The organism is Arthrobacter sp. PAMC25564 (assembly GCF_004798705.1).
Lineage (GTDB): Bacteria > Actinomycetota > Actinomycetes > Actinomycetales > Micrococcaceae > Arthrobacter.
Genome location: NZ_CP039290.1, coordinates 3,818,980 through 3,843,719, shown reverse-complemented (window position 1 = coordinate 3,843,719; position 24,740 = coordinate 3,818,980). Strand labels below are relative to the sequence as shown.

Here is a 24,740-nt window from a genome sequence, read left to right as displayed (position 1 = left end):
GGACCGCCGTCAGGGCTCCTGGAGCGACGCCGGTGCCCGCACCGGTCACGGAACGGCTGGGCCTTAACCGTTGCCTTTGCTTTTGCCGTTCCCCTTGGCCTTGGAGTTGTCGGCGGGGGCCGGTGCGGGAGCGACCACGGCGGGCGGTGGCGCAGTTGAGGCGGCGGCTGCTGCTGCGGCCGCCTGCTGTTCGGCCGCCAGCCTGGCCGCCTCGGCGGCCTGCTTGGCGGTCAGATCGGCCCGGACGGCGTCGATGGCGGCCCTGATGCTTTGGTGGCGTTTGAACGAAACATCCCCGTTGGCGGCGGCCTGATCCAACTTAGTCACCAGGGCGTCGAGCAGCTTCAGAGAACCGGCCGGGTTGTCGGCGGCCGCAGCCTCGCTGACGGCGAGCACCTGGGACTGGAGTTGCCGGGCAGTTTCGCTGCCCAGCTCGGGACCCGGAGTCCCGCAACCGGCCAGGACGCCGGCAAGCAGGACGGCGCTGAGCAGGGACCCCGCGGTCACTGCCAGCTGGCGGCGCCGGCTCGTGATGCTGCGGCTCATGGCTCGACGCTCTTCTGCAGCTGTTCCAGATGTTCCCCGAGGCTGCCGGTGACCGCCGGGTAGGGGACGACGGCGGGCGCCTTCGGCGAAATGACGGTGACGGCGACGGTGACGGCGACGGCCAGGAGGGTGACGGCGGCCAGGAGCAAGGCGATCCGGGTTCGCCGGCTGCCAGGGCGGAAACGGGCGACGGCGCGCGAGGCGAAGGAGGCGCGGACCGTTCCGGGAGCTGTTACCGGATCCGGGTCCGACTGATGCAGGGGACGCGCGCCGGCGTCGGGGCCGGGCAACCGCGGGGGACGGGGCGGCGGCGCGGGAAGCACCCGGGTGCGCGTTCCGGAGAGGATTCCGGGACGCGAATCCGGTGAGACGAGTGCCTGGCGCAGGGCCGCTTCAAGCGACGCGGCGCCCGGACGGTCCAGGGGGTCCAAGGCCGTCGTGGCCCGAAGCAGTTGCGCCCATTCGGCCGGAACGCCGTCCGGGATGGCAGGGGCGCGGTACAGCCGGGCAACGGCCGACTCCACGGCGCTGCCCGGATATTCCACCTCGCCCTTGATGCACTCGAGCAGGACCAGCCCAAGCGAGTAGATGTCACTCGCCGGGCCAAGATCGGCACCCCGGGCCTGTTCCGGGCTCAAGTAGGCCGCAGTCCCCACCATCGTGCCGGTGGCGGTGAGCCGGGTGCCATCCAGGATCCGGGCGATGCCGAAGTCCGTGAGCTTTGGCCGCAAGGGCTCGCCCGGCCGGACCGGCACCAGCAGGATGTTGGCCGGCTTGATGTCGCGGTGGATTATGCCCAGGCCATGCACATAGGCCAAGGCATCGGCTACCCCCGCGCCGATGACGGCCAGTTCGCCCCAGGACACCGGACCACGCCGGATCCTGGCCCTGAGGTCCTGGCCGTCCACCAGTTCCATGGTCAGGAACGGCCGCGGTTCCTCGGGGATCCGTGCGTCTGTCCCGGCGTCGAACAGGGTCACAAGGCTCGGATGATTCAAGGTGGCCAGAAGTTCAATCTCGGCCTCCTGGCGCCTCAGCTCGTCAGGATCGGCGGACTGCGGGCCGAAGAGTTTGAGCGCGACATCCCGGCCGAGATTGACGTCCTTGGCAGTGTAGACCGTGGCCATGCCGCCCCGGCCGATCACTTCCCCCAGCCGGTAGCGGCCGCCCAGCAGTTCCCCCGTGAGGCTGTTGGGCGAAATGTCCACGATGTCCCCGACCTTTCCCTTGGGCACCACGGTGGCGCCCCTCAAGAATAATACGGGTACCGGTATCGTCCGTCCCTCAGCGTGGCCTGAGTCCGGCTGCAGTGCAGCGGCCACGCTGAGGGACGGTATTCCGCCGGAGCCAATGAGTGCCGTTCGGTCCCCCAGCGGACCCAACGACGTCGCTCCGGCGGTCACGGGACCTGGACGGGAGCAGCGGATGCCTGACGGAGGGCGCTCCAGAGGCGCCGCCGACGGTTGGTGCCCGGCGGGCCGCGGGGCGGCTGAGCCCGGCCGCCGCGGCGCTGAAGGATGCCCTGGGGCGGGCGTCGGAGCAGGCAGGGAGGGTGCGCAATGGCAAATAGGATGCCGGAAACCCGGTTGGGGACGGTGGTGTCCATTGGGAATTCTCCTGAATGACTGATGGCGGGCGCCCAAGGCAGCCCGGTTGGCCGTGCTCTGTGGAGACAGAGACGGCCAACTAGTCAGGAGAAGAACCGGGGTCAGCGGAAACCGCTGAAGGCGCGTGCTGGAGCGGCCCGCGGATCGGGTCGGCGCCCGTCGGGGGCAGGTAGAAGTACAGGCTCGGAATCCAGGCAGCCGTCCCCGTGGGTCCGCTGGAGGAGTGTCCGCTGCCGGAGCCCGAGCCGGGAGCGGCAGGCAGGGCATCCGGAGCCGGCAGCCCGGTGCCACCGTGCCACGGGTTCGGGCTGTCATGGCCGATTGGTGGCGGTGTGCCCCCGGGTCCGGGATTCGGGGCGGTGGCCGGGGCAACCACGCCGGCGGCAGGGTCGCCGGGGACCCGCACTGCGCCAGCAAACAGGGCCGGGTAGGAGCCGGGCGGTGAAACGTAGAGGGCGGGCAGGCCGCCGGCGTTCGATACAGCCGGAAGATCCGTCGCCGTTGGCTGCGGAGTCGTGGCCTTGTCGCGGGCGGCCAGAGATCCGGGGGCTGCTGCGGGTGCCGGGGCCGTTGTTTCATGCGGCGGTGCGGATGCCACGGCAGCCGGCAGATCCTTAGCTGCTGGCGGGGCACCCGGAGGCGGGCTCAACGGATTTGGAACCGGCACAACCGGAACAACCGGCACAACCGGAACAACCGGAACAACCGGCGGGACGGGATTCACGGCCGGCAGCGCAGCGCCGGGGTTTGGAACCGGCAGGACCGGCACAACCGGCGGGACGGGGTCGACAACCGGCAGCGCAGCGCCGGGGTCCGGAACCGGTAGGACGGGGTCCGTGACCGGGACCACCGGATCGGAGACACGAACGGGGTCCGCTGCGGGAACGCCGGGAACCGGGGCGGCCGGCGTCGGATCCGGAACGGGAGGGACGGGGTCCGTCGCGGACGGTGCCGGCTCCGCTGCGGGCAGGGCGGGATCCGGGCATGCGGCGACAGCCCGGCGGTGGCCCACCGTTAGGGGGGCCACCGAATCCGCGGCCGGCGCACTCGCCGTGGCGTCGTCCGGATCCGCGCTGGCCGCCGTAACAGAAACGGTCGTGTCACACGGGAGGGGTGTGGAAGCGTCGGCGCTGGCGGCTGTCGCGGAGAGCGCCAGCCATGCCATTCCGGCCAGGCCGGCAAGGAGGACCCGGTGGACGGTGCGGCGGGCACGCCACGGAACTGCTGCTGGGTCCACCCGCACACCCCCGTTCCCAAGTCTCGACGATTGCCTTCAGGGTAAGTCCCTGCGCAGGGGCGAGTCCAGAGCGCACCCCAAAGTGTGGCGAATCCGAGACCGCCAGCGTGGGCTCAGCGGGCGTCGTTCGGGTAGCTGACGCCCAGTTGGGCACGGACGCCGTCGAACAGCCGCATGGTGTTCAGGGAGTCCTCCAGCGGCATGACCGGGCTCTCGGTCAGGCCCTGCTGGATGCAGCGTGTCACCTCGCGGAGCTCGTAGCTGTAGCCCCGCCCGACGACGGTGAAGTGTTCGCTGCGCGGCTCGTCGAAGCCGATCCTCAGCTGGATTTCCTTGGGGTTGTTGATCGAGCCGGTGGTCTGGAGGTAGCCCAGGCTGCCGGCCACGGTGGCCGTCCGGGGGCCGTACGCCAGCAGCGAGGAAATCAGCTGTGCCTGAGCGCCATGGTGGTATCCCAGGGTCAGCGCATTCTGGGCGTCCACGCCGTCGTCGTTGACCCAGCCGGTGGCGCTCACCGTCTGCGGGAATCCCAGGGTGCCCAGCGCCCACAACAGCGGATAGACGGTAAGGTCCAGCAGCGCGCCGCCGCCGTCCTTGGGCGCCCAGAGCCGCGAGCTGGGTGAGTACGGTGCGGGGAAGCCCAGGTCCGCCCCGACCCACTTGACCTCGCCGATCTCACCCGAGCCGGCGATCTCGAAGACCCGCTGCATGCTTGGCAGGAAACGGCTCCACATGGCCTCCATCAGGAACAAGCCCTTGGCCCGGGCCAGTGCCACGAGCTCGGCGGCTTCCCGGGCATTGACGGTGAAGGCCTTCTCGCAGAGGACATGCTTGCCTGCGGTCAGGGCGGCCAATGCGATTTTGTGATGATAGGCGTGCGGAGTGGCGACGTACACGATGTCCACGGCTTCGTCGGCCAGCAGCCGTTCATAGCCCGCCTGGCCGGCGCTGTCACCGTAGGACCTGGCAAAACCATAGTCGGCGGCGAAGGCTTCCGCGGCGGACTGGGCGCGTGAGCTGACGGCATAGAGTTCGGCGTCGGCCAGAAGCGTCAGGTCACGGGTCACGGAGGCCGCGATGCCGCCGGTGGCGATGACCCCCCAGCGGAGCCTGGCACCGGTGGCCGTGCGGGGATCCTGGTCCGGCTGGGTGAACAGCCAGGGCTTCGCGATGGGGACGGTCATAAGGCCATCATCCCACCGGCTGCCGGTGGGTTGCGGGAATGGCGGCGGAATGTGCGGGAGGGTTGCGGGAATGCCGGCGGAAGCTGAGGGAGGGTCGGGGGAGACCCGCCCCAGCTTCCGCGCGGCGCGGCGTGCGGGGAGCTACGCGGGTGAACCCGCCGTCGCGCGGTTCCTTGCCGGCTCCTCCGTAAGGCGGCCCTGCTGGAGCCGGAAGCGGCGGTCCGTCTTGTTGGCCAGGGTCCGGTCATGCGTGACCACGAGGATCGTGGTGTTGTGGTCCCTGCTCAGCGAGCTGAGCAGTTCGATGATGTGCTCGCCGGTCTGTTCGTCCAGGTTTCCGGTGGGCTCGTCGGCCAGGATCAGCTTGGGGGCGTTGGCCAGCGCCCGGGCGATGGCCACGCGCTGCTGCTCGCCGCCGGAGAGCCGGTTCACGCGGCGGACATGCTTGTCCGGATCGAGCTGCACCTGTTCGAGCAGCTGGCGGGCACGCTCCTGGCGTGCGGACTTGCGGATCCCGGCAAACTCCATCGGCAGCATGACGTTGTCCAGGGCGGAGAGATTGGGGATCAGGTTGAACTGCTGGAACACGAAGCCGATGTCCCGGCGCCGGTACTGGGTGAGCTTGCTGTCCGGCATGCCGGCCAGGCTCACGCCGTCGACGATCACGTCGCCACTGGTGGGTTTGTCCAGGGCGCCGAGCAGGGACAGCAGGGTGCTTTTCCCGCTGCCGCTCTTGCCCACGATCGAGGCGAGCGTGCCCTGTTCGAGTTCGAAGCTGACGTCGTTGACGGGTTTGATGGTTTTGTCGCCGGAATTGAACGTGCGGACGAGGTTCTTGACTTCGATCATGGCTACTCTCCTCGGAGGACTTCGATGGGGCGGATGCGTGCGGTGAGCAGGGCCGGGACGAGCGCCCCGATGATGGCGACGCCGAACACCGCGGCGATGCCGGCGGCAATCACGCCGGGGGAGGCGCTCGCGGTCACGGAGGTCAGCAGCTGGTTGGCGCCGCCGAAGGGGCTCCCCTGGCCGCCGGGGAAGCCAGCCGCCCCGCCGGGGAAGCCAGCCGCCCCGCCCGGGAAGCCGGCCCCGCTGCCGGGAACGCCGCGCTGCCCGGTGGCCGCGCCGCCCGTGGTGTTGGAGCTGATCAGGGCAGAGGCGATGCCTCCGCTGGCGAAGGATGCGACGGCGGCGCCCACGACGCTGCCCATGGCCACCAGCACCAGGGCCTCGAGCACGAACTGCAGGCCGACGGTGCGGTTCGGGGCACCGATCGCCTTGAGCACACCGATTTCACGGCGGCGCTCGCGGACCAGCATGACCATGATCAGCAGGATGATCAGGCCGGCGGTTCCGAGGGCGGCGACGAAGGCGATGAAGGAAATGTTCTTGACGCTGCCCAGCGAGCTGACGGCGCTCTGGAGGTTGCGCTGGCCCTGGCTGACGTCGGCCTTGTCCGTGCCGAGGGCGGCCTGGAGGGCGGTCTTGGCGGCGTCGACGTTTTCCATGGAATTGACGGTGACGATCATCGTGGACAGTTCTCCGGGAAGGGCCGCAATGGTCTGGGCGGCCGGGAGTGTCACGTAGAGGGCGTTGTTGCCGAAGGCCGTGCCGGCGTCGAACAAGCCCGCCACGGTGAAGGTCTGGTCCTTGATGGTGAAGGTCGAGCCCACGCTCAGGCCGTTCTTCTCGGCGAGGGTGGTGCCCAGCAAGGCGCCGGTGGACGCGGCGTTGTAGTCACCCAGGCCGGTTCCCTGCGTCAGTTCCAGTGCCTTGCCCGTGGCGTCCACCTCTGCGCCGATCCCGGTGGCGGTGATGGGCAGCGTGAAGGCGGGGGCCGCCTGCGTGGCGGTGCCGCCGGAGCTGCCGGAGGTTCCGGTGGCAGCCTGGTTGCGGTTGCCGAGCGTGCCGGCGTCGATGGCGGCGGTCAGGCTGGTGGTCACCGTGGTGGCAGACTGTCCGCCGGGGCCGCCCGGTCCGCCCTGCCCGGTCTGGGCAGCGGCGGCAGTGGCGTTGCGCAGCCGGAGTGCCTTGGTTCCGACGACGGAGGTCACGTTCGGCACGGCTGCCGCCGTCGCGGCCTGCGCGGCGGTCAGCGGCTCGCCGCCGCCCTCGAAGCCCTGGCCGCCGGCGGGGTTGACGGTGAGGACGGTGCCCACCGAGGCGTTCAGTTCGGCGACCTTGCCCGCCACTGCCTGGTTGGCCACCAGCATGGACAGGGCAAGGCCGATGGCCACGGCCAGGACGGCTACGACGGCGGCCGTCCTGACCTTGTTTCGAAAGGCATTGCCTACACTCCGGGCGAGGACGCTCACGGTACTCCTAGGGATCTTGGCCGGACGGATTGGCCGGCGACTGCTCCCTACACTGGTGGCTGGCGCTGTGCAGGAGGCACGGGGAAGCTATGTGTCCGCTGTGAAGGACCGGTCCGGAAGCTCCGGGCAGCAAAAGGCCCCGGGCGGTAGAACCCCGGGCAGCAAAAGGCCCCGGTCCGCCTGGAATTCAAGGAGGCGGAGCCGGGGCCTTTGAGGTGCTGTTTGAACAGTTACTACTTGGTCAGCGGTCCGAGTACCGGATCGTCGACGTAGGCCGTCTTGACGTTGTCCTTGGTCACGATGACCGGCTGCAGGAGGTAGGCCGGAACGGTCTTGACCGTGTTGTTGTAGGACTTGGAATCGTTGATCTCGGGCGTCTTGCCGGCCTGGATGTCCTGGACCATAACGATCGAGTGCTCAACGAGCTTGCGGGTGTCCTTGTTGATGGTGGAGTACTGCTCGCCGGCGAGGATGGACTTGACCGATTCAACCTCGGAGTCCTGGCCGGTGATGATCGGGAGCGGCTTGCCTGCGGCCTTGACCGAGGTCAGGACGGCGCGGGCCAGCGTGTCATTCGGGGACAGCACACCGTCGAGGGACGCGCTGCCGTAGGTGCCGCTGAGCAGGGTGTCGGCACGACGCTGGGCGTTCTCTGCCTTCCAGCCCTGGGTCACGGCCTGTTCGAAGGTCGTCTGGCCGGAGAGCACCTTGAGGGTGCCATCGTCGATCTTCGGCTTCAGGATGCTCATGGCGCCGTCGAAGAAGACCTTCGCATTGGCGTCATCCGGGGAACCGGCGAACAGTTCGATGTTGTACGGGCCTGTCGGCTTCTTGGCCTTCATGCCGTCCAGCAGCGCCTGGCCCTGGAGTACACCGACCTTGAAGTTGTCGTAGGCCACGTAGTAGTCCACGTTCGCCGTGTTCAGGAGCAGGCGGTCGTACGCGATGATCGTCGCCCCGGCGTCCTTGGCCTGCTTGAGCTGGGTGCCAAGCTGCGCACCGTCGATGGCGCCGACGATGATGACCTTGTCACCCTTGGTGACCATGGCGCTGATCTGGTTCTGCTGCTCCGAAACGCCGCCGTTGGCGAACTGTACATCCGGTTTGAACCCTGCGCTGGTGAGGCCGTCGTTGAACAGCTTTTCGGCGAGGACCCAGTTTTCGGAAGTCTTCTGGGGGAGTGCGACGCCGATTGCGGAGCCCTTGGGGAATGCCTCGCCGCCCGAACTGGAGCCGGTGGTTCCGGTGTCGGAACGGCCGCAGGCTGTCAGCGCCAATGCCGCAATAGCAGCGATTGCTGCTGCCTTTCCTGCTTTACCAATCAGTTGCATTGCTTGGTTCACTTTCTATAGGTGGTGTGCGGAGAAACCGTGGGGAAGCGGCTCAGGCGCCCTTGGAGATGGCCTCTTTGGTGGAGGTGGTCTCGTCGGGCTTGAGCTCGTTGTTGCGGCCGAAGTTCTTCATCATCATGCCGATGAGCGACTTCTTGCCCTGGGTCTTGTTGTAGACGTCGAACGCAACGGCGATCAGGAGCACCAGGCCCTTGATGATCTGCGTCAGGTCCGCGCCGACGCCCAGGAGCTGCAGGCCGTTGTTCAGCACGGCCATCACGAGGCCACCGACGATGGAACCGATCACGGTGCCGACGCCGCCGGTCACCGCAGCGCCGCCGATGAACACGGCTGCGATGGCGTCCAGTTCCCAGCCGACGCCGTCGAACGGGCCCGAGGCGGTGGAGCGGCCGACGAAGATCATGCCGGCGAGGCCGGCAAGGATGGACATGTTCATCATGACCAGGAAGTTGACCTTTTTGGACTGGACGCCGGAGAGTTCCGCGGCGTGCCGGTTGCCACCGACGGCGTAGATATGGCGGCCGATGATGGTCTTCGAGGAGATGAAACCGTAGATGATGACCAGGACGGCCAGGATGAGGCCCGGGATCGGGAACGAGGTGCCCGGCCGGCCGGTCGCGAACAGGTACGTGGCGTAGAGGATGGCGCCGCAGACCAGGACCAGCTTGACGATGGTGACCCAGCTTTCCGGTACGTCCGCACCCAAGGCCTTGGCGTTGCGGCGGGAGCGGAGCTCGCTGAAGATCACGAAGGCGACGCCGAGCAGGCCCAGCAGCAGGGTCAGGTTGTTGTAACCCGTGTTCGGCCCGAATTCGGGAAGATAGCCGGAGCCGATGTACTGGAAGTCCGCGGATACCGGGATGGTGTTGGACTTGCCGACGAACTGGTTGAAGCCGCGGAAGAGGAGCATGCCCGCCAGCGTCACGATGAAGGCCGGGATGCCGACATAGGCGGTCCAGAACCCCTGCCAGGCTCCGATCAGGGCCCCCAGCAGCAGCCCGAAGAGGATGCCGGCATACCAGGGGATGCCCCAGTCACGCATCACGAGAGCCACGCTGACGCCCACGAAGGCCGCGACCGAGCCGACCGAGAGGTCGATGTGGCCGGCAATGATCACCAGTACCATCCCGATCGCGAGGATCAGGATGTAGGAGTTGCCGTTGAAGAGGTTGATGACGTTGCCCGGGGTGAGCGTGCGGCCCTCTGTGAAAATCTGGAAGAAGACGATCAGCGCAACCAGGGCGAAGATCATGCCGAATTGGCGGGTGTTGCCGCCAAAGAGCTTCTTGAGCGCGTTCATTGTTTCAGTCCTTGTTTCCGGAGTGATCGGAGTGTTCTGGATGGTCCCAGAGGGTCAGGCGGTCTTGCGGGCGGAAGTCATGAGTTTCATGAGGCTTTCCTGGCTGGCTTCGTCCTTGTTCAGCACGCCGGTGATGGCGCCTTCGAAGATGGTGTAGATGCGGTCCGAGAGTCCCAGCAGTTCGGGCAGCTCGGAGGAAATGACGATGACGCCTTTGCCCTGGTTGGCCAGCTGCTGGATGATGCCGTAGATCTCGTACTTGGCGCCGACGTCGATCCCGCGGGTGGGTTCGTCCAGGATCAGCAGGTCCGGATCCGTGAACATCCACTTCGCCAGTACCACCTTCTGCTGGTTTCCGCCGGACAGCTTGGCCACACCTTCCTCCACGGACGGTGCCTTGGTCCGCAGGGATTTGCGGTACTGCTCGGCGACGGTGAATTCCTTGTTGGCGTCCACGATGTTGTGCTTGCTGATCTTCTTAAGGTTGGCCGAGACCGTGGTGGCCTTGATGTCGTCCAGCAGGTTCAGCCCGAGCGTCTTGCGGTCCTCGGTGACGTAGCCGAGTCCGGCGTCGATGGCTTGTTTGACGTTGCGGAGGCTGATCTCCTTGCCGTCCTTGTAGATGTGGCCGGAGATGAAGCGGCCGTAGGAGCGGCCGAAGACGGACCGGGCGAGCTCGGTGCGTCCGGCGCCCATGAGCCCGGCGAAGCCGACGATTTCGCCGCGGCGGACGAAGAAGGCGGAGTTCTTGCAGACCATGCGGTCCTGGATCTGCGGGTGGCCCACGTTCCAGTTCTTGACCTCGAAGAACACGTCGCCGATCTTGGGTTCGTGGTCCGGGAACCGGGATTCCAGGGTCCGGCCCACCATGCCCTTGATGATGCGGTCCTCGTCGACGCCGTCGGCCTTGACATCGAGCGTTTCGATCGACTTGCCGTCGCGGATGATGGTGATGGAATCCGCGATCTGTTCGATCTCGTTGAGCTTGTGCGAAATGATGATGGAGGTGATTCCACGGCCCTTCAGTCCGAGCATCAGGTCCAGCAGGTGCTGGGAATCGGATTCGTTCAGCGCCGCCGTGGGCTCGTCCAGGATCAGGAGCTTCACGGACTTGTTCAGGGCCTTGGCGATTTCGACAAGCTGCTGCTTGCCGACGCCGATCTCCTTGATGGGGGTTTCAGGATCGTCCCGCAGGCCCACCCGGGCAAGCAGCTCGGTGGAGCGCTTCCGGGCCTCGGCCCAGTCGATCACCCCGCGCCTGGTGGGCTCGTTGCCGAGGAAAATGTTCTCCATGATGGACAGTTCCGGGATCAGCGCGAGTTCCTGGTGGATGATCACGATTCCGGCGTGCTCGCTGGCCCGGATGTCCTTGAACTGCTGGACCTCGTTCTGGTAGACGATGTCGCCTTCGTAGCTGCCGAACGGGTACACGCCGGACAGCACCTTCATGAGCGTGGATTTGCCGGCGCCGTTCTCACCGCAGATGGCGTGGATCTCTCCGGCCTTCACCCGCAGGCTCACCTCGGACAAAGCTTTAACGCCGGGGAATTCCTTGGTGATGGAGCGCATCTCGAGGATTATCGGATCGCTGTGCGTGTCGAGGGACGTCATCTGCCCTTACGCCTCCAATGCATGACTTCGTTGTCCGCCCCTGCAAACCGCAGGGCCGTCTGATGAGAAAGTAAACTGGATCACAGCCCTTGTCGTCAAGTCTTTAACGCAACGAGGGGATAACGAATGGCTCAGTTCCGCCGGATTCCGGCATGCTGGAAGACCAAAGCCGTGGCTCCGAGGGCCTCGGCCCGGTCTCCCAGCGAGGACATCGTGAGGGTTGTCGTCTCACCGATCACGGGCACCGCATGGCGGATCAGGCCCCGCCGGATCGGGTCCAGGAGCAGGGGGCCAAGGTCCGCGAGCGGTCCACCCACAACGATCACCTCGGGATTGATCAGGTTCGCCACATTGCCCAGGGCGCGTCCGACGGCGAGCCCGGCGTCGTCCACCACGCGCAGCGTCGCGGAGTCCCCGGCGAGGGCCTTGCGGACGATGTCCGCCGGCGCGAGCGGCTTGTCCTCGCCGCGGCTTAGGAGCTCGATCATGGTGGTCGTCGAGGCGATGGTTTCCAGGCAGCCGCGGTTTCCGCAGCGGCAGACGAGTCCGTGTTCATGGATGGTGGCATGGCCGATTTCGCCGGTGATTCCGACGTTGCCATAGTAGGGCGCGCCGTTGAGGATCAGCCCGGCGCCGATGCCTGAGCCGATCTTCAGGAACATCAGGTTGCTGACGCCGGTGTGCGGCCCCCAGGTGACCTCCGACAGGGCGCCCAGGTTGGCGTCATTGTCAACAAAGACGGGGAGTTCCAAGGCTTCTTCGAGGCGGTGCAGGATGTTGATCCCGACCCATTCGGGCAGGATGGCGCCCTGCGCCACGGTCCCCGTGCGGCGGTCGATCGGCCCGGGAATTCCGACGCCGGCGCCTACCAGGGCGCTGCGTTCCACCCCGCTGTCAGCCAGCAGCCGGTCAAGGACTCCGACGGCGGCCGTGATGCCTTCCTCGGCATGGTGGCCCAGCGGGAGCAGCACCGATTGCTCGGCGATCACGTGGTAACTGAGCGAGGCCAGGACCACGCGCAGGTGCCGCCGGCCGAAGTCGATCCCGACGGCGACGGCGCCGTTGCTGTTGAGCCGGACATTCAGGGCACGCCGTCCGGAGCTGGTGATCGGCTCGGTGGAAGCGAGTCCGGCGTCCTGCATGATCTTGACGATATTGGAGACCGTCGCCGTGGAAAGGCCGGTCTGGCGAGCGAGTTCGGCCTGCGTGGAAGGGCCGGCCAGGAGGCATTCGATGATCCGCTGCTGGTTCAGATGCCGGAGTGCCGACTGCGATCCGGGGTTCTTGGTCCGGCTCCTCGTTGGGCGCGTTGGTGAGGGCATGGATGAAGCGTCCCGCATTCCCATCTTGTAGTCAAGAAGTTAACGCATAAGTCACGCGGGACCGGCTGCGGGAGGGCCGGGCGATCCGCCCTGCCGGCGGCACATCCGGGCGGAAATGCACCGGGACGGCGGCAGCACAGGGTGGCTAGGCTGGGCAGCAAGAGACAGTGGCCGGGCTTCCGCGTGCATTCTGCGTGCTGCGGAGCCCCCGTGGAAGAGGTTGGGTGGTAATGGTGCTGCTGGCCGTGATGCAGGCGAATGCCGCCGTGCTGGATATGGACGCAAACTGCCGGGCGGTGGATGAGGCTGCGGGGAAGGCTGCCGCTGCCGGTGCCCGGCTGCTGCTCACGCCGGAGCTGTTCCCGGTGGGCTACGCGCCGCTCAGGCTCCGGGCGGAACTGGACCCCTCGCTGCTGCCGCCCCTCCGCGAAACCCTCGCGGAGATAGCCCGCAGGCATGGCATCGCGCTGGTGTACAGCCTGCCGGCAGTCACCGCGGCGGGGGAGTGGCGGATCACGGCCACCCTCCTCGACGTGACGGGGGCGGAGCTGCTCAGCTATGCCAAGGTCCATCTCTTCGGCCCGGAGGAGCGCGCGGCGTTCGCCGCGGCCGGCGCCGCGCCCGGCGTCGTGGATTTCCACGGCGTCAAAACCTCGTTGGTCATTTGCTACGACGTCGAGTTCCCCGAGTCCGTCCGTGCCGCCGCCGTGCGCGGGGCCGGGCTGCTGCTGGTCCCGACGGCCCTTTCCGAAGGGTTCGACGCGGTACCGCAGGTGCTGGTCAGGGCGCGGGCGCTGGAGAACCAGCTGACCGTGGCCTACGCCAACCACTCCGGCGCCGAGGACGGCTGCGATTTCCTCGGCGGCAGCGTCGTGGCCGCTCCGGACGGCTCGCTGCTGGCTTCGGCTGGTGCCGGGGAGGAGCTGCTTTTTGCCGAAGTGCCGGAGCCGGACGTGCGTGCCGCAAGCGGGGAAGTGGCGTACCTGCGGGACCTCCGGCCGGCGGTCTACCGGTCCTGGGGGAACTGAACGCCCGGCAGCTGAACGCCCGGCAACTAAACCGTGTCTCAGGCAGGGCCGGTGTCCGGGGCGGGCTGAAGGCCCGGGAGCTCGCCGGTGTATTGCAGTGCGATCCAGAACTCCGCGCGGGCCTGGGCCTGGTTGAAGTCCGTCCCGAGCAGCTCCGAGAGCACGCCGATCTGGCGGCGGACGCTGTTGCGGTGAAGTCCCGTGGCCTTGGCCGTGGCGTCCCAGCTGCCGTTCTCGCCGAGCCAGGCGCGCAGGATGCCGAGCAGGGTGTCCCGGCGCTCCGGTTCGAGGGCCATGACCGGTTCCAGCAGCCGGGCGGCCAACATGGCGCCTGCCTGGTTGCCCAGCAGTCCCGTCACGGACCAGGTGACGTCATCAACCCGGACGCTGCTGCCGGTGGTCCGGACCCTGGGGCGGAGCGAGGAGGCGCGCTCGTAGGCGCCGGCCAGGCCGGTAAATTCGGTGGCGCTCCCGACCACCAGGCGCCAGCCCAGCCGTTCGACCTCGGCCAACAGGGCGTCGTCGACCTTCAACCGGGTAATGGCGGCAAAGCCGTACTCGGTGATCTCCACCAGCTTGGTATCAAACATCCTGCGCCACTCCAGCAGCTCCCGGACGGGGCTGTCGCCGGCACGGCCGCCACCGGATGTGCCGGCCGCGCCGGCCGGGCTACCTGGGCGGTCCGGGCGCCCGGCGGCCTCCGGGCGGATGCCCTGCACCACCCGCAGTTGCCCGGAGCGGGTGGAAGAGGCACTCTGCGCCAGCAGGTCCCTGAGGCCGTTGATGTGCCGGCTCCCACCCGACGTCGCGCTCTCCGGATGCAGCAGCAGCGCGGTGGCGAGCTGGCTGGGGGCCAAGGAGCCGCTGGTGCGCTGCCGCACCAGCAGTTCCAGGAGCCCGACGGCGGAGGAGACGACGCTGTTCTGGGCGGGCGTCAGCGGCGCATCCGTCCCGAGCACGAGGGCGCCCAGGTTGGCGTCCCGGGTGCTGCGCAGGGGATACCCGAAGACCAGCGCCGATCCGGCGGTGTCGAACGAGTCCAGTTCCACCCGCGGGCCGCTGCCGGCCAGCAGCCGTGAGAGCAGCGGCTGCAACTCCGCCGGATCAACACCGGCGGCACCGGTACCCTGCGCCTGGCTTGTCCCGTGTGCCTGGCCCGCCCCGCGGGCGCGGACCCGTCCGTCGGCCCCCACCAGCACCGCCCAGACCGGAACCCGCTGCACCAGCGCCGCCAGGAGCTCGTGTTCCGGCCGTGCCGACAGCACGGCGCGCATGAGCTGCCGGTTGGTGTCGGCCAGTTGCCGGAACGTTGTGGCGTTGTCCGATTCCAGCAGCTGCGAGAATTCCAGCCCGACGGCGGCGAACGGGACGGTCTTCGGGATTTCGACCAGGGTCAGGTTGTGCCGTCTGCAGGCCTGCACCACGCTCTCCGGCACCGCGTCGAAGTACGGCTCGAGGCCGAAGCCAAGAGCGCCGACCCGCGCCCCGACCAGCCGCTGCACGTAGCCATCCACGCGCGGTTCCTCGCCGCCCCCGCCAAGGAACGGCAGGCCGGCAGTCAGCACGAATTCGCCGTCCAGCAGGTACGGAGTCGGATCCTCCAGCTCACTGGGCTCCACCCAGCGCAGCCGTCCGGCACCGTTTCCGCCGTCGTGCAGGACCCTCAGATCCGGCGGCAGCTGCAGCAGGAATTGCGCCAGGGTCACGAAGCCGAGCCGCTCCGCGGCTTCAGCCGTCACGGCCGCCAGCTTCGCCGGTTGCGGGGGTGCAGGGCATTAAGTCTCATGGGTGAAGACTATAGGTCATTTTGCACAAGGATGAGAGCTGCCTCACAGCCCTACGCTGAACGGGGGAAAACGACCACTAGACAAGATAAAGGACGTCAACGATGACTGTGCCAACTCTTACGAGGGAACGCCCGCCGGCCACCTACCGCCGTCCCGGCCTGGCCGCGCAACTGCTTCGACGCAAGCCGATCGGCCAGCTGGTCAGCGAGGCCGAAACCGGCCACGGGGGCACCGGCCTGGTCCGCAGCTTCGGGGTCATGCACCTGACGATGATCAGCGTCGGCGCCACCCTCGGCACCGGCATCCTCGTCATCCTGGGCGAAGCGGTACCGCTGGCCGGACCGGCCATCTGGATTTCCTTCGTCATCGCCGGACTCGCCGCCCTGCTCTCCGCGGTCTCCTACGCGGAGATGGCCGGCCTGGTGCCCGCCGCCGGTTCGAGCTACTCCTACACCTACGCGACCATGGGCGAAGGCATGGCCTGGATCTGCGGCTGGTGCCTGGTCCTGGAATACGCCGTCTCCGTGGCCGCCGTCGCCGTCGGGGCGGGGCAGTACGTCAACGAATCCCTGGCGGTCTTCGGCCAGGTCCTGCCCGACGCCATCTCCGCACCGCCGGGCGACGGCGGGGTGCTCAACGCGCCCGCGATCGTCATCGTGGTCCTGGCCATGGTGCTGCTGGTCCGTGGCGCCAAGGAAAGCGCCTGGATCAACACCGCGATCGTGCTGATCAAGGTCGGCATCCTCGTGTTCTTCTGCGCCGTGGCCTTCACCGCCTTCAACGGCGGGCACTTCGAGCCGCTGATGCCGATGGGCGCCGCCGGCGTCTCGGCCGCCGCGTCCCGGGTGTTCTTCTCCTACATCGGTTTCGACGCGGCCTCCACGGCCGGCGAGGAAGCGCGGAACCCGAAGCGCGACCTCCCGCGGGCCATCCTGCTCTCGATGCTGATCGTCACCACCATCTACGTGCTCGTCGCCGTCGCCGCCATCGGTGCCCGGCCGTGGGGCTGGTTCGACGGCACCGAAGCCGCCCTCGTGAAGATCCTCGAAGAAACAACCGGGCAGCCCTGGGTCGGCGTCGTGTTCGCCGTCGGGGCGGTCCTGGCCATCGCCAGTATCGTGCTGACCGTCCTCTACGGGCAGACCCGCATCCTGCTGTCCATGGCGCGGGACGGGCTGATCCCCAGGATCTTCGGCCGCGTCTCACCCCGCACCGGCACCCCGGTTGCCGGGACCCTGATCGTGGGCACCGTCGTCGCACTGACCGCCGGGCTCGTGCCGCTCGGTGCCCTGGCCGACGCCACCAGCATCGGCACCCTGTTCGCCTTCGCCCTGGTCAACGTCGCCGTCATCCACCTGAGGCGCACCCGGCCCGAACTCAAGCGCAGCTTCCGCGTCCCGCTGTTTCCGTTGACGCCCATCCTCGGAGCCCTCATGTGCGCCTACCTGATGGCCAACCTCGGTGCCGAAACCTGGGCCGTCTTCGGCCTCTGGATGCTGGTCGGCGTCGCGGCCTACTTCGGCTACGGCCGCCGGCATTCCCGGGTGGCCGCCCTGAGCCACGAGGAATACCGTGGACTATCCGGCGCACAACCATCCGACCCAGCTTGCAATCCCACACCGTCCACCCCCGAACCGATGAAGGCAGGGATCTCATGACCACCGCCACCGAACTGCCGGCCCCCGGACCGGCCGCGGCTCCGGCCGAAGCACCCATCACCATGCTGAATCCGGATTTCCCGTTCAGCTACGACCACTACCTCGCCCACCCGGACGGCCTGGGGTCGGTGCCGCCGGCGTTGTACGGGACGGAGGTCGCCGTCGTCGGGGCCGGCCTGTCCGGGCTGGTGACCGCCTATGAACTCATGAAGCTGGGCCTCCGCCCGGTCGTTTACGAAGCGGACCGGATCGGCGGCCGGCTGCGGACCGCGAGCTTCCCCTCCGCGCCCGGCGTCGTCGCGGACCTCGGCGGGATGCGCTTCCCGGTCTCCGGCAAGGCTTTTTACCACTACGTTGAGCTGCTCGGGCTTCAGACCCAGGAGTTCCCGAACCCGCTGGCGGCGGCGACCTCCAGCACAGTGATCGAACTCGCCGGGCAGAAGCATTACGCCACCACAGCGGCGGACCTCCCGCCGTTCTTCCGGGAGGTCGCGGAGGCATGGAAGGCCGCGGTTAACGACGGCGCCAGCTTCGCGCAGATGCAGGAGGCCATCCGGGCCCGGGACACCGCCCGGATCAAGGAACTGTGGAACGAACTGCTCCCGCTCCTGGACGAACAGACGTTCTACGGCTTCATCGCCGGCAGCGACTCGTTCAAGGAAGCGGGCTTCGCCCACCGCGAGGCCTTCGGCCAGGTCGGGTTCGGCACCGGCGGCTGGGACACCGACTTCCCCAACTCCATCCTCGAAATCCTCCGCGTGGTGTACACGGACGCGGACGATGCGCACCGTCTCATCTCCGGCGGCGCCCAGCGGCTCCCCGAGGCACTCTGGCAGCACGCGCCGTCGGGCATGGCACACTGGCCCGAGGGGACCTCCTTGGCATCACTTCACGCGGGGGCCCCGCGGGGCGCCGTGGACCGGATCGCCCGCGAGGGCAGCGGAGACTTCCGGATCCGGGAACGGTGGGGCCGTGAGTCCGCCTATCCCGCCGTCGTGACGACCTGCCAGTCGTGGCTGCTGTCCACCCGGATCCACACCGAGGAAACCCTGTTTCCCGCAGCACTGTGGACGGCGATCGAGCGCTCGCACTACATGCAGTCGTCCAAGACCTTTGTTATGGTGGACCGGCCGTTCTGGAAGGACACCGATCCCGCGACCGGCCGCGAGGTGCTGTCCATGACGCTGACGGACCGGCTGAACCGCGCCACCTACCTGCTGGACAACGGCCCGGACCAGCCCGCGGTGATCCTGCTGTCCTACACCTGGAACGACGACGCGCTGAAATGGCTGGCACTCGATGCGGACGAGCGGGTCGAACTGATGCTGCACTCGCTCGCCCAGATCTACCCGGACGTTGACATCGCCGGCCACATCGTGGGCCAGCCGATCACCGTCTCCTGGGAAGCGGATCCCAACTTCATGGGCGCCTTCAAAGCCAACCTGCCCGGGCACTACCGCTACCAGCAGCGCCTCTTCAGCCACTTCAAGCAGGACAAACTGCCGGATGAACAGCGCGGGATCTTCCTCGCCGGCGACGACGTCTCCTTCACGGCAGGGTGGGCCGAAGGCGCCGTCACCACCGGGCTGAACGCCGTCTGGGGCGTGGTCAACCACCTCGGCGGCCGGACGCCCGCCGGCAACCCGGGACCCGGGGACCTGCTCGACGAGCTCGGGCCGATCTCCCTGGACTGAGCCCCATGGACGGGGCGGCACCCTGGCCGGCGCCGCCGTTCGGCGGCGTCAGGCGTGGATTTCCCGGTGGGCCCTGGCCAGCTCCTGGTAGTGCGAGGCGTTGTGCTGGATCCCGGCGAACTCCTCGTCGCTCAGCTCCCGCCGGACCTTGGCCGGGACCCCGGCGACGAGCGAGCGCGGCGGGATGACGGTGCCTTCCAGCACGACGGCGCCGGCGGCAATGAGCGATCCGGCGCCGATCACCGCACCATTGAGGATCGTGGCGCTCATGCCGATCAGGCAGTCGTCCTCGACCGTGCAGCCGTGCACCACGGCGCTGTGGCCGACGCTCACGCGGGCCCCCACGCTGCAGGGGAAGCCCGGGTCCGCGTGCAGCACCACGTTGTCCTGGAGATTGCTGCCGGCGCCCACGGTGATGGCGGCGGTGTCGGCGCGGACTGAGACGCCGTAGAAGGCGCTCGAGTTCTCGGCCAGCCTGGCCTTGCCGATCACCGAGGCGCTGGGCGCGATGAAGGCGGAGTCGTGGACGGCCGGGGTATCGCCGGCGAAAGCGTAAATAGGAGCCATGCCTCCAGCCTAGGACACGTCCGAAGCTGCTTGGGTCAGGCGGGGGAGCGCAGTACCGTGAAGCCCTCGCCGCGGCCCTGGGGAACAGGGTCCGGGAGTACGACGGCGATCGGGGCGCCCGGCGCCGTCACCCGCCCGAGCTCGCGGACGACGTCGTCCCACTCCTCGGGCGGCAGGCCCACCAGGGCGTCCACCGCCCAGACGGACGGGAACGCCGCATCGGCAAAGGGCAGCGAGACAGCCTGCGCTACCGAGGCCTCGAGGCCCCGGGCGCGGGCGGAGTGGATGTTCTCCTCCGACGGGTCCACGCCGGTGAAATGGATGCCGGACTGGACAAAGCGCAGCCCGTCCGAGCCCGCGCCGCAGTCCAGCCCCAGCACGCCGTTGCGGCCCTCGGACTTGAGCAGGGCCACGAACGCGGCCAGCGGGTCTTCCGCGGAAAGTGCCATACCCCTATTCAATAACCGGGGTCAGTTGAAGACAACCGTCCGGTTGCCGTCCAGGAGTACGCGGTGTTCGGCATGCCACTGCACGGCCTGGGCGAGAGTGCGCCCCTCCACATCGCGGCCCATCTGGACGAACTGTTCGGGGGTCCGCCGGTGGTCCACCCGGATGACTTCCTGCTCGATGATCGGCCCCTCGTCCAGGGCGGCTGTGACGTAGTGCGCCGTGGCGCCGATGAGCTTCACGCCGCGGGCATGCGCCTGGTGGTACGGCTTGGCGCCTTTGAAGGACGGCAGGAACGAGTGGTGGATGTTGATGGCCTTGCCCGTGAGTTCCCTGCACAGATCGTCGGAGATGATCTGCATGTACCGCGCCAGGACGGTGAGCTCGATGTCGTGCTCCTTCATCAGGGCGCGGAGGTCGTCCTCGGCCTGGACCTTGGTGTCCGGGGTGACGGGGATGTGGTAGAAGGGGATGCCGTAGAACTCCGCCAGGCCCTCAAGATCGCGGTGGTTGGAGACAATGGCCGGGATCTCGATCGGCAGGGTGCCGGAGCGCTGCAGGAAGAGCAGATCGTTGAGGCAGTGGGCCGAGGTGCTGGCCATCAGCAGGGTGCGGACCTTGCGTCCTGCCGGGTTGAGGCTCCACTGCATGCCGAAGGCCTGGGCCACGGGCTCGAGTGCGGCCTGGAGTTCGGCGTGGGAGGCCGCCGTCGCGGCCTCGACCCGCATGAAGAAGGTGCCCGTACTCTGGCTGCCGTACTGCTGCGAGTCAGTAATATTGCAGCCCGCCACCAGGAGGGCGCCGGCGACGGCGTGGACGATTCCGGGCCGGTCCGGGCAGGAGAGAGTCAGGATGTAGGAAGCAGCCAGTTGGTCGTCAGTCACGAAGAACAGCCTACCTGCGCGGAACGGCGGCCCCGGGCAGCGGCTGGGGTAGGCTTAACCCGTCGCAACTGGCGTTGGGTGGGCTAACCACCGGGGAGCGGCACTGATGAAGACCACGAATCGTACGCCTGGGCCGAGGGTCATGTTTTGCCGGTTGGCAGCGCCATGCTGCTGCCTCACCGCTGGCGCTCCCGGGCGCCGGCCCTTGGGCGCGTGTTCCTCCCTTGCGGGGCCCGTAATCTAGGACGCCGCAGCGTCCAAACCGGTAACCTGACCTTAAGCAGTGCCCGTTGCCTAGCCAGGAGTCCTTCGTGACCACTTCTCCCTCTTCCGTTAGCCTTTCCTCAGCCGCCGTGAGCAACCAGCCGCTGGCCGAGCTCGACCCCGAAATCGCCGCCGTACTTGCCCAGGAACTTGGCCGCCAGCGCGGCACCCTGGAAATGATCGCCTCCGAGAACTTCGCCCCGCGCGCCGTGATGGAAGCCCAGGGCTCGGTCCTGACCAACAAGTACGCCGAGGGCTACCCGGGACGCCGCTACTACGGCGGCTGCGAATACGTCGACGTCGCCGAGCAGCTCGCGATCGACCGCGTCAAGGACCTCTTCGGCGCCGAATACGCCAACGTCCAGCCGCACTCCGGCGCGCAGGCCAACGCCGCGGCACTGTCCGCCATGATCACCCCGGGCGACAAGATCCTGGGCCTGTCCCTGGCGCACGGCGGGCACCTCACCCACGGCATGAAGCTCAACTTCTCCGGCAAGCTCTACAAGGTTGCCGCGTACCAGGTCGAGGAGGACAGCTTCCGGATCGACATGGACAAACTGCGCGAGCAGGCCATCGCCGAGAAGCCGCAGGTCATCATCGCCGGCTGGTCCGCGTACCCCCGCCACCTCGACTTCGCGGCCTTCCGCTCGATTGCCGACGAGGTCGGTGCACTGCTCTGGACGGATATGGCGCACTTCGCCGGCCTCGTGGCCGCCGGCCTGCACCCGAGCCCGGTGCCGCACTCCGACGTCGTGACCTCCACCGTGCACAAGACCCTCGCCGGTCCCCGCTCGGGTGTGATCCTGGCCAAGCAGGACTGGGCCAAGAAGCTCAATTCCGCCGTCTTCCCCGGCCAGCAGGGCGGCCCCCTCATGCATGTCATTGCTGCCAAGGCGGTGGCCTTCAAGATCGCCGGCACCGAGGAATTCAAGGAGCGCCAGGAGCGCGTCCTGGAGGGCGCCAAGATCATCGCCGACCGACTCAACCAGTCCGATGTGGCCGACGCCGGCGTCTCGGTCCTGACCGGCGGCACCGACGTGCACCTGGTCCTGGTGGACCTGCGCAACTCCCAGCTCGACGGCCAGCAGGCGGAAGACCTCCTGCACTCGGTCGGCATCACGGTCAACCGCAACGCCGTGCCGTTCGACCCCCGCCCGCCGATGGTCACCTCGGGCCTGCGCATCGGCACCCCGGCCCTGGCCACCCGCGGCTTCGGCGCCGAGGAGTTCACGGAGGTCGCGGAAATCATCGCCACCGCACTGAAGGCCGGCGCCGCCACCGACATCGAGGCGCTCCAGTCCCGCGTGGACAAGCTCGCGGCCGACTTCCCGTTGTACCCGCAGCATGAGCAGTGGTAAGCGGATGACCAACACGGCCGGTACGGCAACAACAAACACGGCGACAACAGCACAGATCCTCGACGGCAAAGCCACCGCCGCCACGATCAAGGCCGAACTGAAGGTACGCGTCGCCGCCCTCAAGGCCCGGGGCGTCGTCCCGGGCCTGGGTACCATCCTGGTCGGCTCCGATCCCGGGAGCACCTGGTACGTCGGCGGCAAGCACAAGGACTGCGCCGAGGTGGGCATCACCTCCATCCGCCGCGACCTGCCCGAGGACACATCCCAGGACGATCTGCTGGCCGTGGTCCGGGAGCTGAACGAGAACCCGGAATGCACCGGCTACATCGTCCAGCTCCCGCTGCCCAAGCACATCGACCAGGACGTCATCCTGGAGGCCATGGACCCTGAGAAGGACGCCGACGGCCTGCACCCGATGAACCTGGGCCGGCTCGTGGCCAACGTCAGCGGACCCATGAAGTCCCCGCTGCCGTGCACGCCCAAGGGCTGCGTCGAGCTGCTGTCCCGGCACGGGATCAAGCTCAGCGGCAAGCGCGTGCTCGTCGTCGGCCGCGGCGTCACCATCGGCCGCCCGGTGGGTCTGTTGCTGACCCGCAGGGACGTCAACGCGACCGTCATCCTGGCCCACACCGGCACGGTGGACCTGCCCGCGGAACTGCGGCAGGCCGACGTCGTGATCGCCGCGGCCGGCGTGCCGCACCTGATCAAGGCCGGGGACCTCAAGCCCGGGGCGATCGTGCTCGACGTCGGCGTCAGCCGGGTCGACGACGGCACCGGCAAGGCCGTGGTCACCGGAGACGTGGACCCCGCCGCGGCCAACGTCGCCGCCTGGCTCTCCCCGAACCCCGGGGGAGTGGGCCCGATGACCCGCGCCATGCTGCTGGCCAACGTGGTCGAAACCGCGGAACGCCAGCTGGCGGCGGACAGCTTCTCCGAAAGCCACTGAGGGACCAGCCAAGGCATTTCCCTGACCGCAGGGCACCTGATCCTCCGGGACCAGGTGCCCTGCCGCTGTTCGGGAGGTGGCGGTCCCAGGAAACTGTTGCTGAAGCCCCGGGCCCCGGCGGCCCGTTCGCCCGGGGTGGAAGCGGGGCAGGCGGCGGCCGGGGTTTGCGATAATGGGCTCATGCGAACTCTCGGCAACTCCCCGTCTTCCAAGCCGTCCGCGTTCAACGCCGCGACGGGCCGGTTCTCCATGTTCCGCATCGGCGGGCTCGGGATGACGGTCTTCATCATCGCGTTCATCGTGGCCGTGATCTTCGCGGCCAACCAGAACGACGTCGTGGGCTGGGTCGTGGCGATCATCGCCGCCTTCTGGCTCGCCCTGGCATCCTTCGTCGTCTTCAGCATCCAGAAGGCAGCCCGGAGGGCGACCGCCAAACTCACCGAGGCGCAGAACGCGTTCAGCGCGGCGACCGGCCGGGCGCCGTCGTCGGGCAGCGCCGACCATGGCGGCACCCGCCTGGTGGAGGAACGCCGGGGGGGTCAACGCCGGGAGGCGGACGAAGTCCGGGACCTGAAGCTGGACCACTCCTTCAAGATCGTCCAGGTGCAGGTCCGCGTCGTCGAGCAGGAGCGTGCCAAGGGCGAGGCCTCGGACCAGGACACGATCCGCCGGGCGCTGGAGACCATCGCGATCACCGCCACGAACGCGCGGGACATGATCAAGTCCGCCGGCGGCGCCGACGAGCCCGTGACCGGAACCATCATCGACTAGAGTGGATCGGGTGAGCTCGGCATTGAAGAAGGACCACCTTCGTATCGCATCAGTCAACGTCAACGGCCTGCGCGCCGCCTACAAGAAGGGCATGGCGGAATGGCTGGAGCCCCGTGAAGTGGACATCCTCTGCCTCCAGGAAGTCCGCGCCCCTGACGCGATCGTCCATGAACTCCTCGGCGAGGGCTGGCACATCCTGCACGCCGAAGCCGAGGCCAAGGGCCGCGCCGGCGTCGCGATAGCCTCCCGCGAAGAGCCGCTCGCCACCCGCGTCGGGATCGGGGACGACTTCTTCGCCACCACCGGGCGCTGGGTCGAAGCGGACTACACCGTCCGGAACGCCGAAGGGCAGGCTTCGCAGCTGACGGTCGTCAGCGCCTACGTGCACTCCGGCGAGGCCGGCACCCCCAAGCAGGACGACAAGTTCCGGTTCCTGGACGTGATGCTCAGCCGGCTGCCTGAGCTGGCCAAACACAGTGACCATGCCCTCGTGGTGGGCGACCTCAACGTCGGCCACACCGAACTGGATATCAAGAACTGGAAGGGCAACGTCAAGCGTGCCGGCTTCCTTCCCGAGGAGCGCGCATATTTCGACCGCTTCTTCGGCGGGGAAATCGGCTGGAAGGATGTTCACCGGGGCCTGGCGGGTAACGTCGACGGCCCTTACACCTGGTGGTCGCAACGGGGCCAGGCCTTCGACAACGACACGGGCTGGCGCATCGATTACCACATGGCCACGCCCGCCCTCGCTGCTGCCGCAGTGTCAGCCGTTGTCGACCGGGCACCGTCCTGGGACACCCGCTTCTCCGACCACGCCCCGCTGGTAGTGGACTACCGGCTCTAAACCCGAAGGTTTTCTGCG

The 24,740-nt window shown here is 68.1% G+C and carries 21 protein-coding genes; 7 read left to right on the top strand and 14 right to left on the bottom strand.

Annotated features, from left to right (window positions below; all coding sequences use genetic code 11):
* Nucleotides 1-63 precede the first annotated feature (63 nt).
* The 10 genes from E5206_RS17775 to E5206_RS17735 form a co-directional block, all read right to left on the bottom strand.
* Complete coding sequence (locus E5206_RS17775) at nucleotides 64-546, bottom strand: mucin-associated surface protein (RefSeq protein ID WP_136323645.1); 483 nt, start codon at nucleotides 544-546, stop codon at nucleotides 64-66.
* Nucleotides 543-1,757 (bottom strand): serine/threonine-protein kinase, encoded by a 1,215-nt coding sequence (locus E5206_RS19700; protein ID WP_240690209.1) that lies wholly within the window; start codon nucleotides 1,755-1,757, stop codon nucleotides 543-545. Before E5206_RS19700 ends, E5206_RS17775 begins: the two co-directional genes overlap by 4 nt.
* 475 nt (nucleotides 1,758-2,232) lie before the next feature.
* Nucleotides 2,233-3,390, bottom strand: a complete 1,158-nt coding sequence (locus tag E5206_RS19695; protein ID WP_240689818.1) for a hypothetical protein — start codon at nucleotides 3,388-3,390, stop codon at nucleotides 2,233-2,235.
* A gap of 113 nt (nucleotides 3,391-3,503) precedes the next feature.
* Complete coding sequence (locus E5206_RS17765) at nucleotides 3,504-4,574, bottom strand: Gfo/Idh/MocA family oxidoreductase (RefSeq protein ID WP_136323644.1); 1,071 nt, start codon at nucleotides 4,572-4,574, stop codon at nucleotides 3,504-3,506.
* Between the two features lie 141 nt (nucleotides 4,575-4,715).
* The gene (locus tag E5206_RS17760) at nucleotides 4,716-5,423 is read right to left on the bottom strand and encodes an ABC transporter ATP-binding protein (protein ID WP_136323643.1); all 708 of its coding nucleotides are present in this window, start codon (nucleotides 5,421-5,423) and stop codon (nucleotides 4,716-4,718) included.
* A gap of 2 nt (nucleotides 5,424-5,425) precedes the next feature.
* The gene (locus tag E5206_RS17755) at nucleotides 5,426-6,889 is read right to left on the bottom strand and encodes an FtsX-like permease family protein (RefSeq protein WP_136323642.1); all 1,464 of its coding nucleotides are present in this window, start codon (nucleotides 6,887-6,889) and stop codon (nucleotides 5,426-5,428) included.
* Between the two features lie 233 nt (nucleotides 6,890-7,122).
* Entirely contained in the window at nucleotides 7,123-8,220 is a 1,098-nt protein-coding gene (locus E5206_RS17750; protein WP_136323641.1) for a sugar-binding protein, read from the bottom strand.
* Between the two features lie 52 nt (nucleotides 8,221-8,272).
* Entirely contained in the window at nucleotides 8,273-9,541 is a 1,269-nt protein-coding gene (mmsB, locus tag E5206_RS17745) for a multiple monosaccharide ABC transporter permease (RefSeq protein ID WP_136323640.1), read from the bottom strand.
* A gap of 54 nt (nucleotides 9,542-9,595) precedes the next feature.
* Nucleotides 9,596-11,152 (bottom strand): multiple monosaccharide ABC transporter ATP-binding protein, encoded by a 1,557-nt coding sequence (gene mmsA, locus E5206_RS17740; RefSeq protein WP_136323639.1) that lies wholly within the window; start codon nucleotides 11,150-11,152, stop codon nucleotides 9,596-9,598.
* Nucleotides 11,153-11,283: 131 nt separating this feature from the next.
* Nucleotides 11,284-12,474 carry an ROK family transcriptional regulator gene (locus tag E5206_RS17735; protein WP_136323638.1) on the bottom strand — a complete coding sequence of 397 codons (1,191 nt, stop codon included), beginning with the start codon at nucleotides 12,472-12,474 and terminating at the stop codon, nucleotides 11,284-11,286.
* 230 nt (nucleotides 12,475-12,704) lie between these two features.
* Here E5206_RS17735 and E5206_RS17730 point away from each other — a divergent pair, with 230 nt between their 5' ends.
* Nucleotides 12,705-13,502 carry a nitrilase-related carbon-nitrogen hydrolase gene (locus tag E5206_RS17730; RefSeq protein ID WP_136324212.1) on the top strand — a complete coding sequence of 266 codons (798 nt, stop codon included), beginning with the start codon at nucleotides 12,705-12,707 and terminating at the stop codon, nucleotides 13,500-13,502.
* 38 nt (nucleotides 13,503-13,540) lie between these two features.
* Here E5206_RS17730 and E5206_RS17725 read toward each other — a convergent pair whose 3' ends face one another.
* Nucleotides 13,541-15,241 (bottom strand): PucR family transcriptional regulator, encoded by a 1,701-nt coding sequence (locus E5206_RS17725; RefSeq protein ID WP_136323637.1) that lies wholly within the window; start codon nucleotides 15,239-15,241, stop codon nucleotides 13,541-13,543.
* A gap of 149 nt (nucleotides 15,242-15,390) precedes the next feature.
* Between E5206_RS17725 and E5206_RS17720 the strand changes: the two genes are divergently transcribed.
* A complete protein-coding gene (locus E5206_RS17720) occupies nucleotides 15,391-16,947 on the top strand; it encodes an amino acid permease (RefSeq protein ID WP_136323636.1) in 1,557 nt (518 codons plus the stop codon).
* Nucleotides 16,944-18,641: an NAD(P)/FAD-dependent oxidoreductase gene (locus tag E5206_RS17715; RefSeq protein WP_205759961.1), complete on the top strand. Its 1,698-nt coding sequence runs from the start codon at nucleotides 16,944-16,946 to the stop codon at nucleotides 18,639-18,641. Before E5206_RS17720 ends, E5206_RS17715 begins: the two co-directional genes overlap by 4 nt.
* Nucleotides 18,642-18,689: 48 nt before the next feature.
* Here E5206_RS17715 and E5206_RS17710 read toward each other — a convergent pair whose 3' ends face one another.
* The 3 genes from E5206_RS17710 to purU are packed head-to-tail and all read right to left on the bottom strand — an operon-like array spanning nucleotide 18,690 to nucleotide 20,539.
* Complete coding sequence (locus tag E5206_RS17710; RefSeq protein ID WP_136323635.1) at nucleotides 18,690-19,208, bottom strand: gamma carbonic anhydrase family protein; 519 nt, start codon at nucleotides 19,206-19,208, stop codon at nucleotides 18,690-18,692.
* 35 nt (nucleotides 19,209-19,243) lie between these two features.
* Nucleotides 19,244-19,657: a class I SAM-dependent methyltransferase gene (locus tag E5206_RS17705; RefSeq protein WP_136323634.1), complete on the bottom strand. Its 414-nt coding sequence runs from the start codon at nucleotides 19,655-19,657 to the stop codon at nucleotides 19,244-19,246.
* 21 nt (nucleotides 19,658-19,678) lie between these two features.
* Nucleotides 19,679-20,539 (bottom strand): formyltetrahydrofolate deformylase, encoded by an 861-nt coding sequence (gene purU / locus E5206_RS17700; protein ID WP_136323633.1) that lies wholly within the window; start codon nucleotides 20,537-20,539, stop codon nucleotides 19,679-19,681.
* Nucleotides 20,540-20,850: 311 nt separating this feature from the next.
* Between purU and glyA the strand changes: the two genes are divergently transcribed.
* The 4 genes from glyA to E5206_RS17680 all read left to right on the top strand — a co-directional run bounded on the left by glyA (nucleotide 20,851) and on the right by E5206_RS17680 (nucleotide 24,722).
* Complete coding sequence (glyA, locus tag E5206_RS17695) at nucleotides 20,851-22,161, top strand: serine hydroxymethyltransferase (RefSeq protein ID WP_136323632.1); 1,311 nt, start codon at nucleotides 20,851-20,853, stop codon at nucleotides 22,159-22,161.
* A gap of 4 nt (nucleotides 22,162-22,165) precedes the next feature.
* Nucleotides 22,166-23,107, top strand: coding sequence for a bifunctional methylenetetrahydrofolate dehydrogenase/methenyltetrahydrofolate cyclohydrolase (locus E5206_RS17690; RefSeq protein WP_136324210.1), 942 nt, complete (start codon nucleotides 22,166-22,168; stop codon nucleotides 23,105-23,107).
* 180 nt (nucleotides 23,108-23,287) lie between these two features.
* A complete protein-coding gene (locus E5206_RS17685) occupies nucleotides 23,288-23,878 on the top strand; it encodes a hypothetical protein (protein WP_136323631.1) in 591 nt (196 codons plus the stop codon).
* Nucleotides 23,879-23,888: 10 nt separating this feature from the next.
* Complete coding sequence (locus E5206_RS17680; RefSeq protein WP_136323630.1) at nucleotides 23,889-24,722, top strand: exodeoxyribonuclease III; 834 nt, start codon at nucleotides 23,889-23,891, stop codon at nucleotides 24,720-24,722.
* Nucleotides 24,723-24,740: the final 18 nt, after the last annotated feature.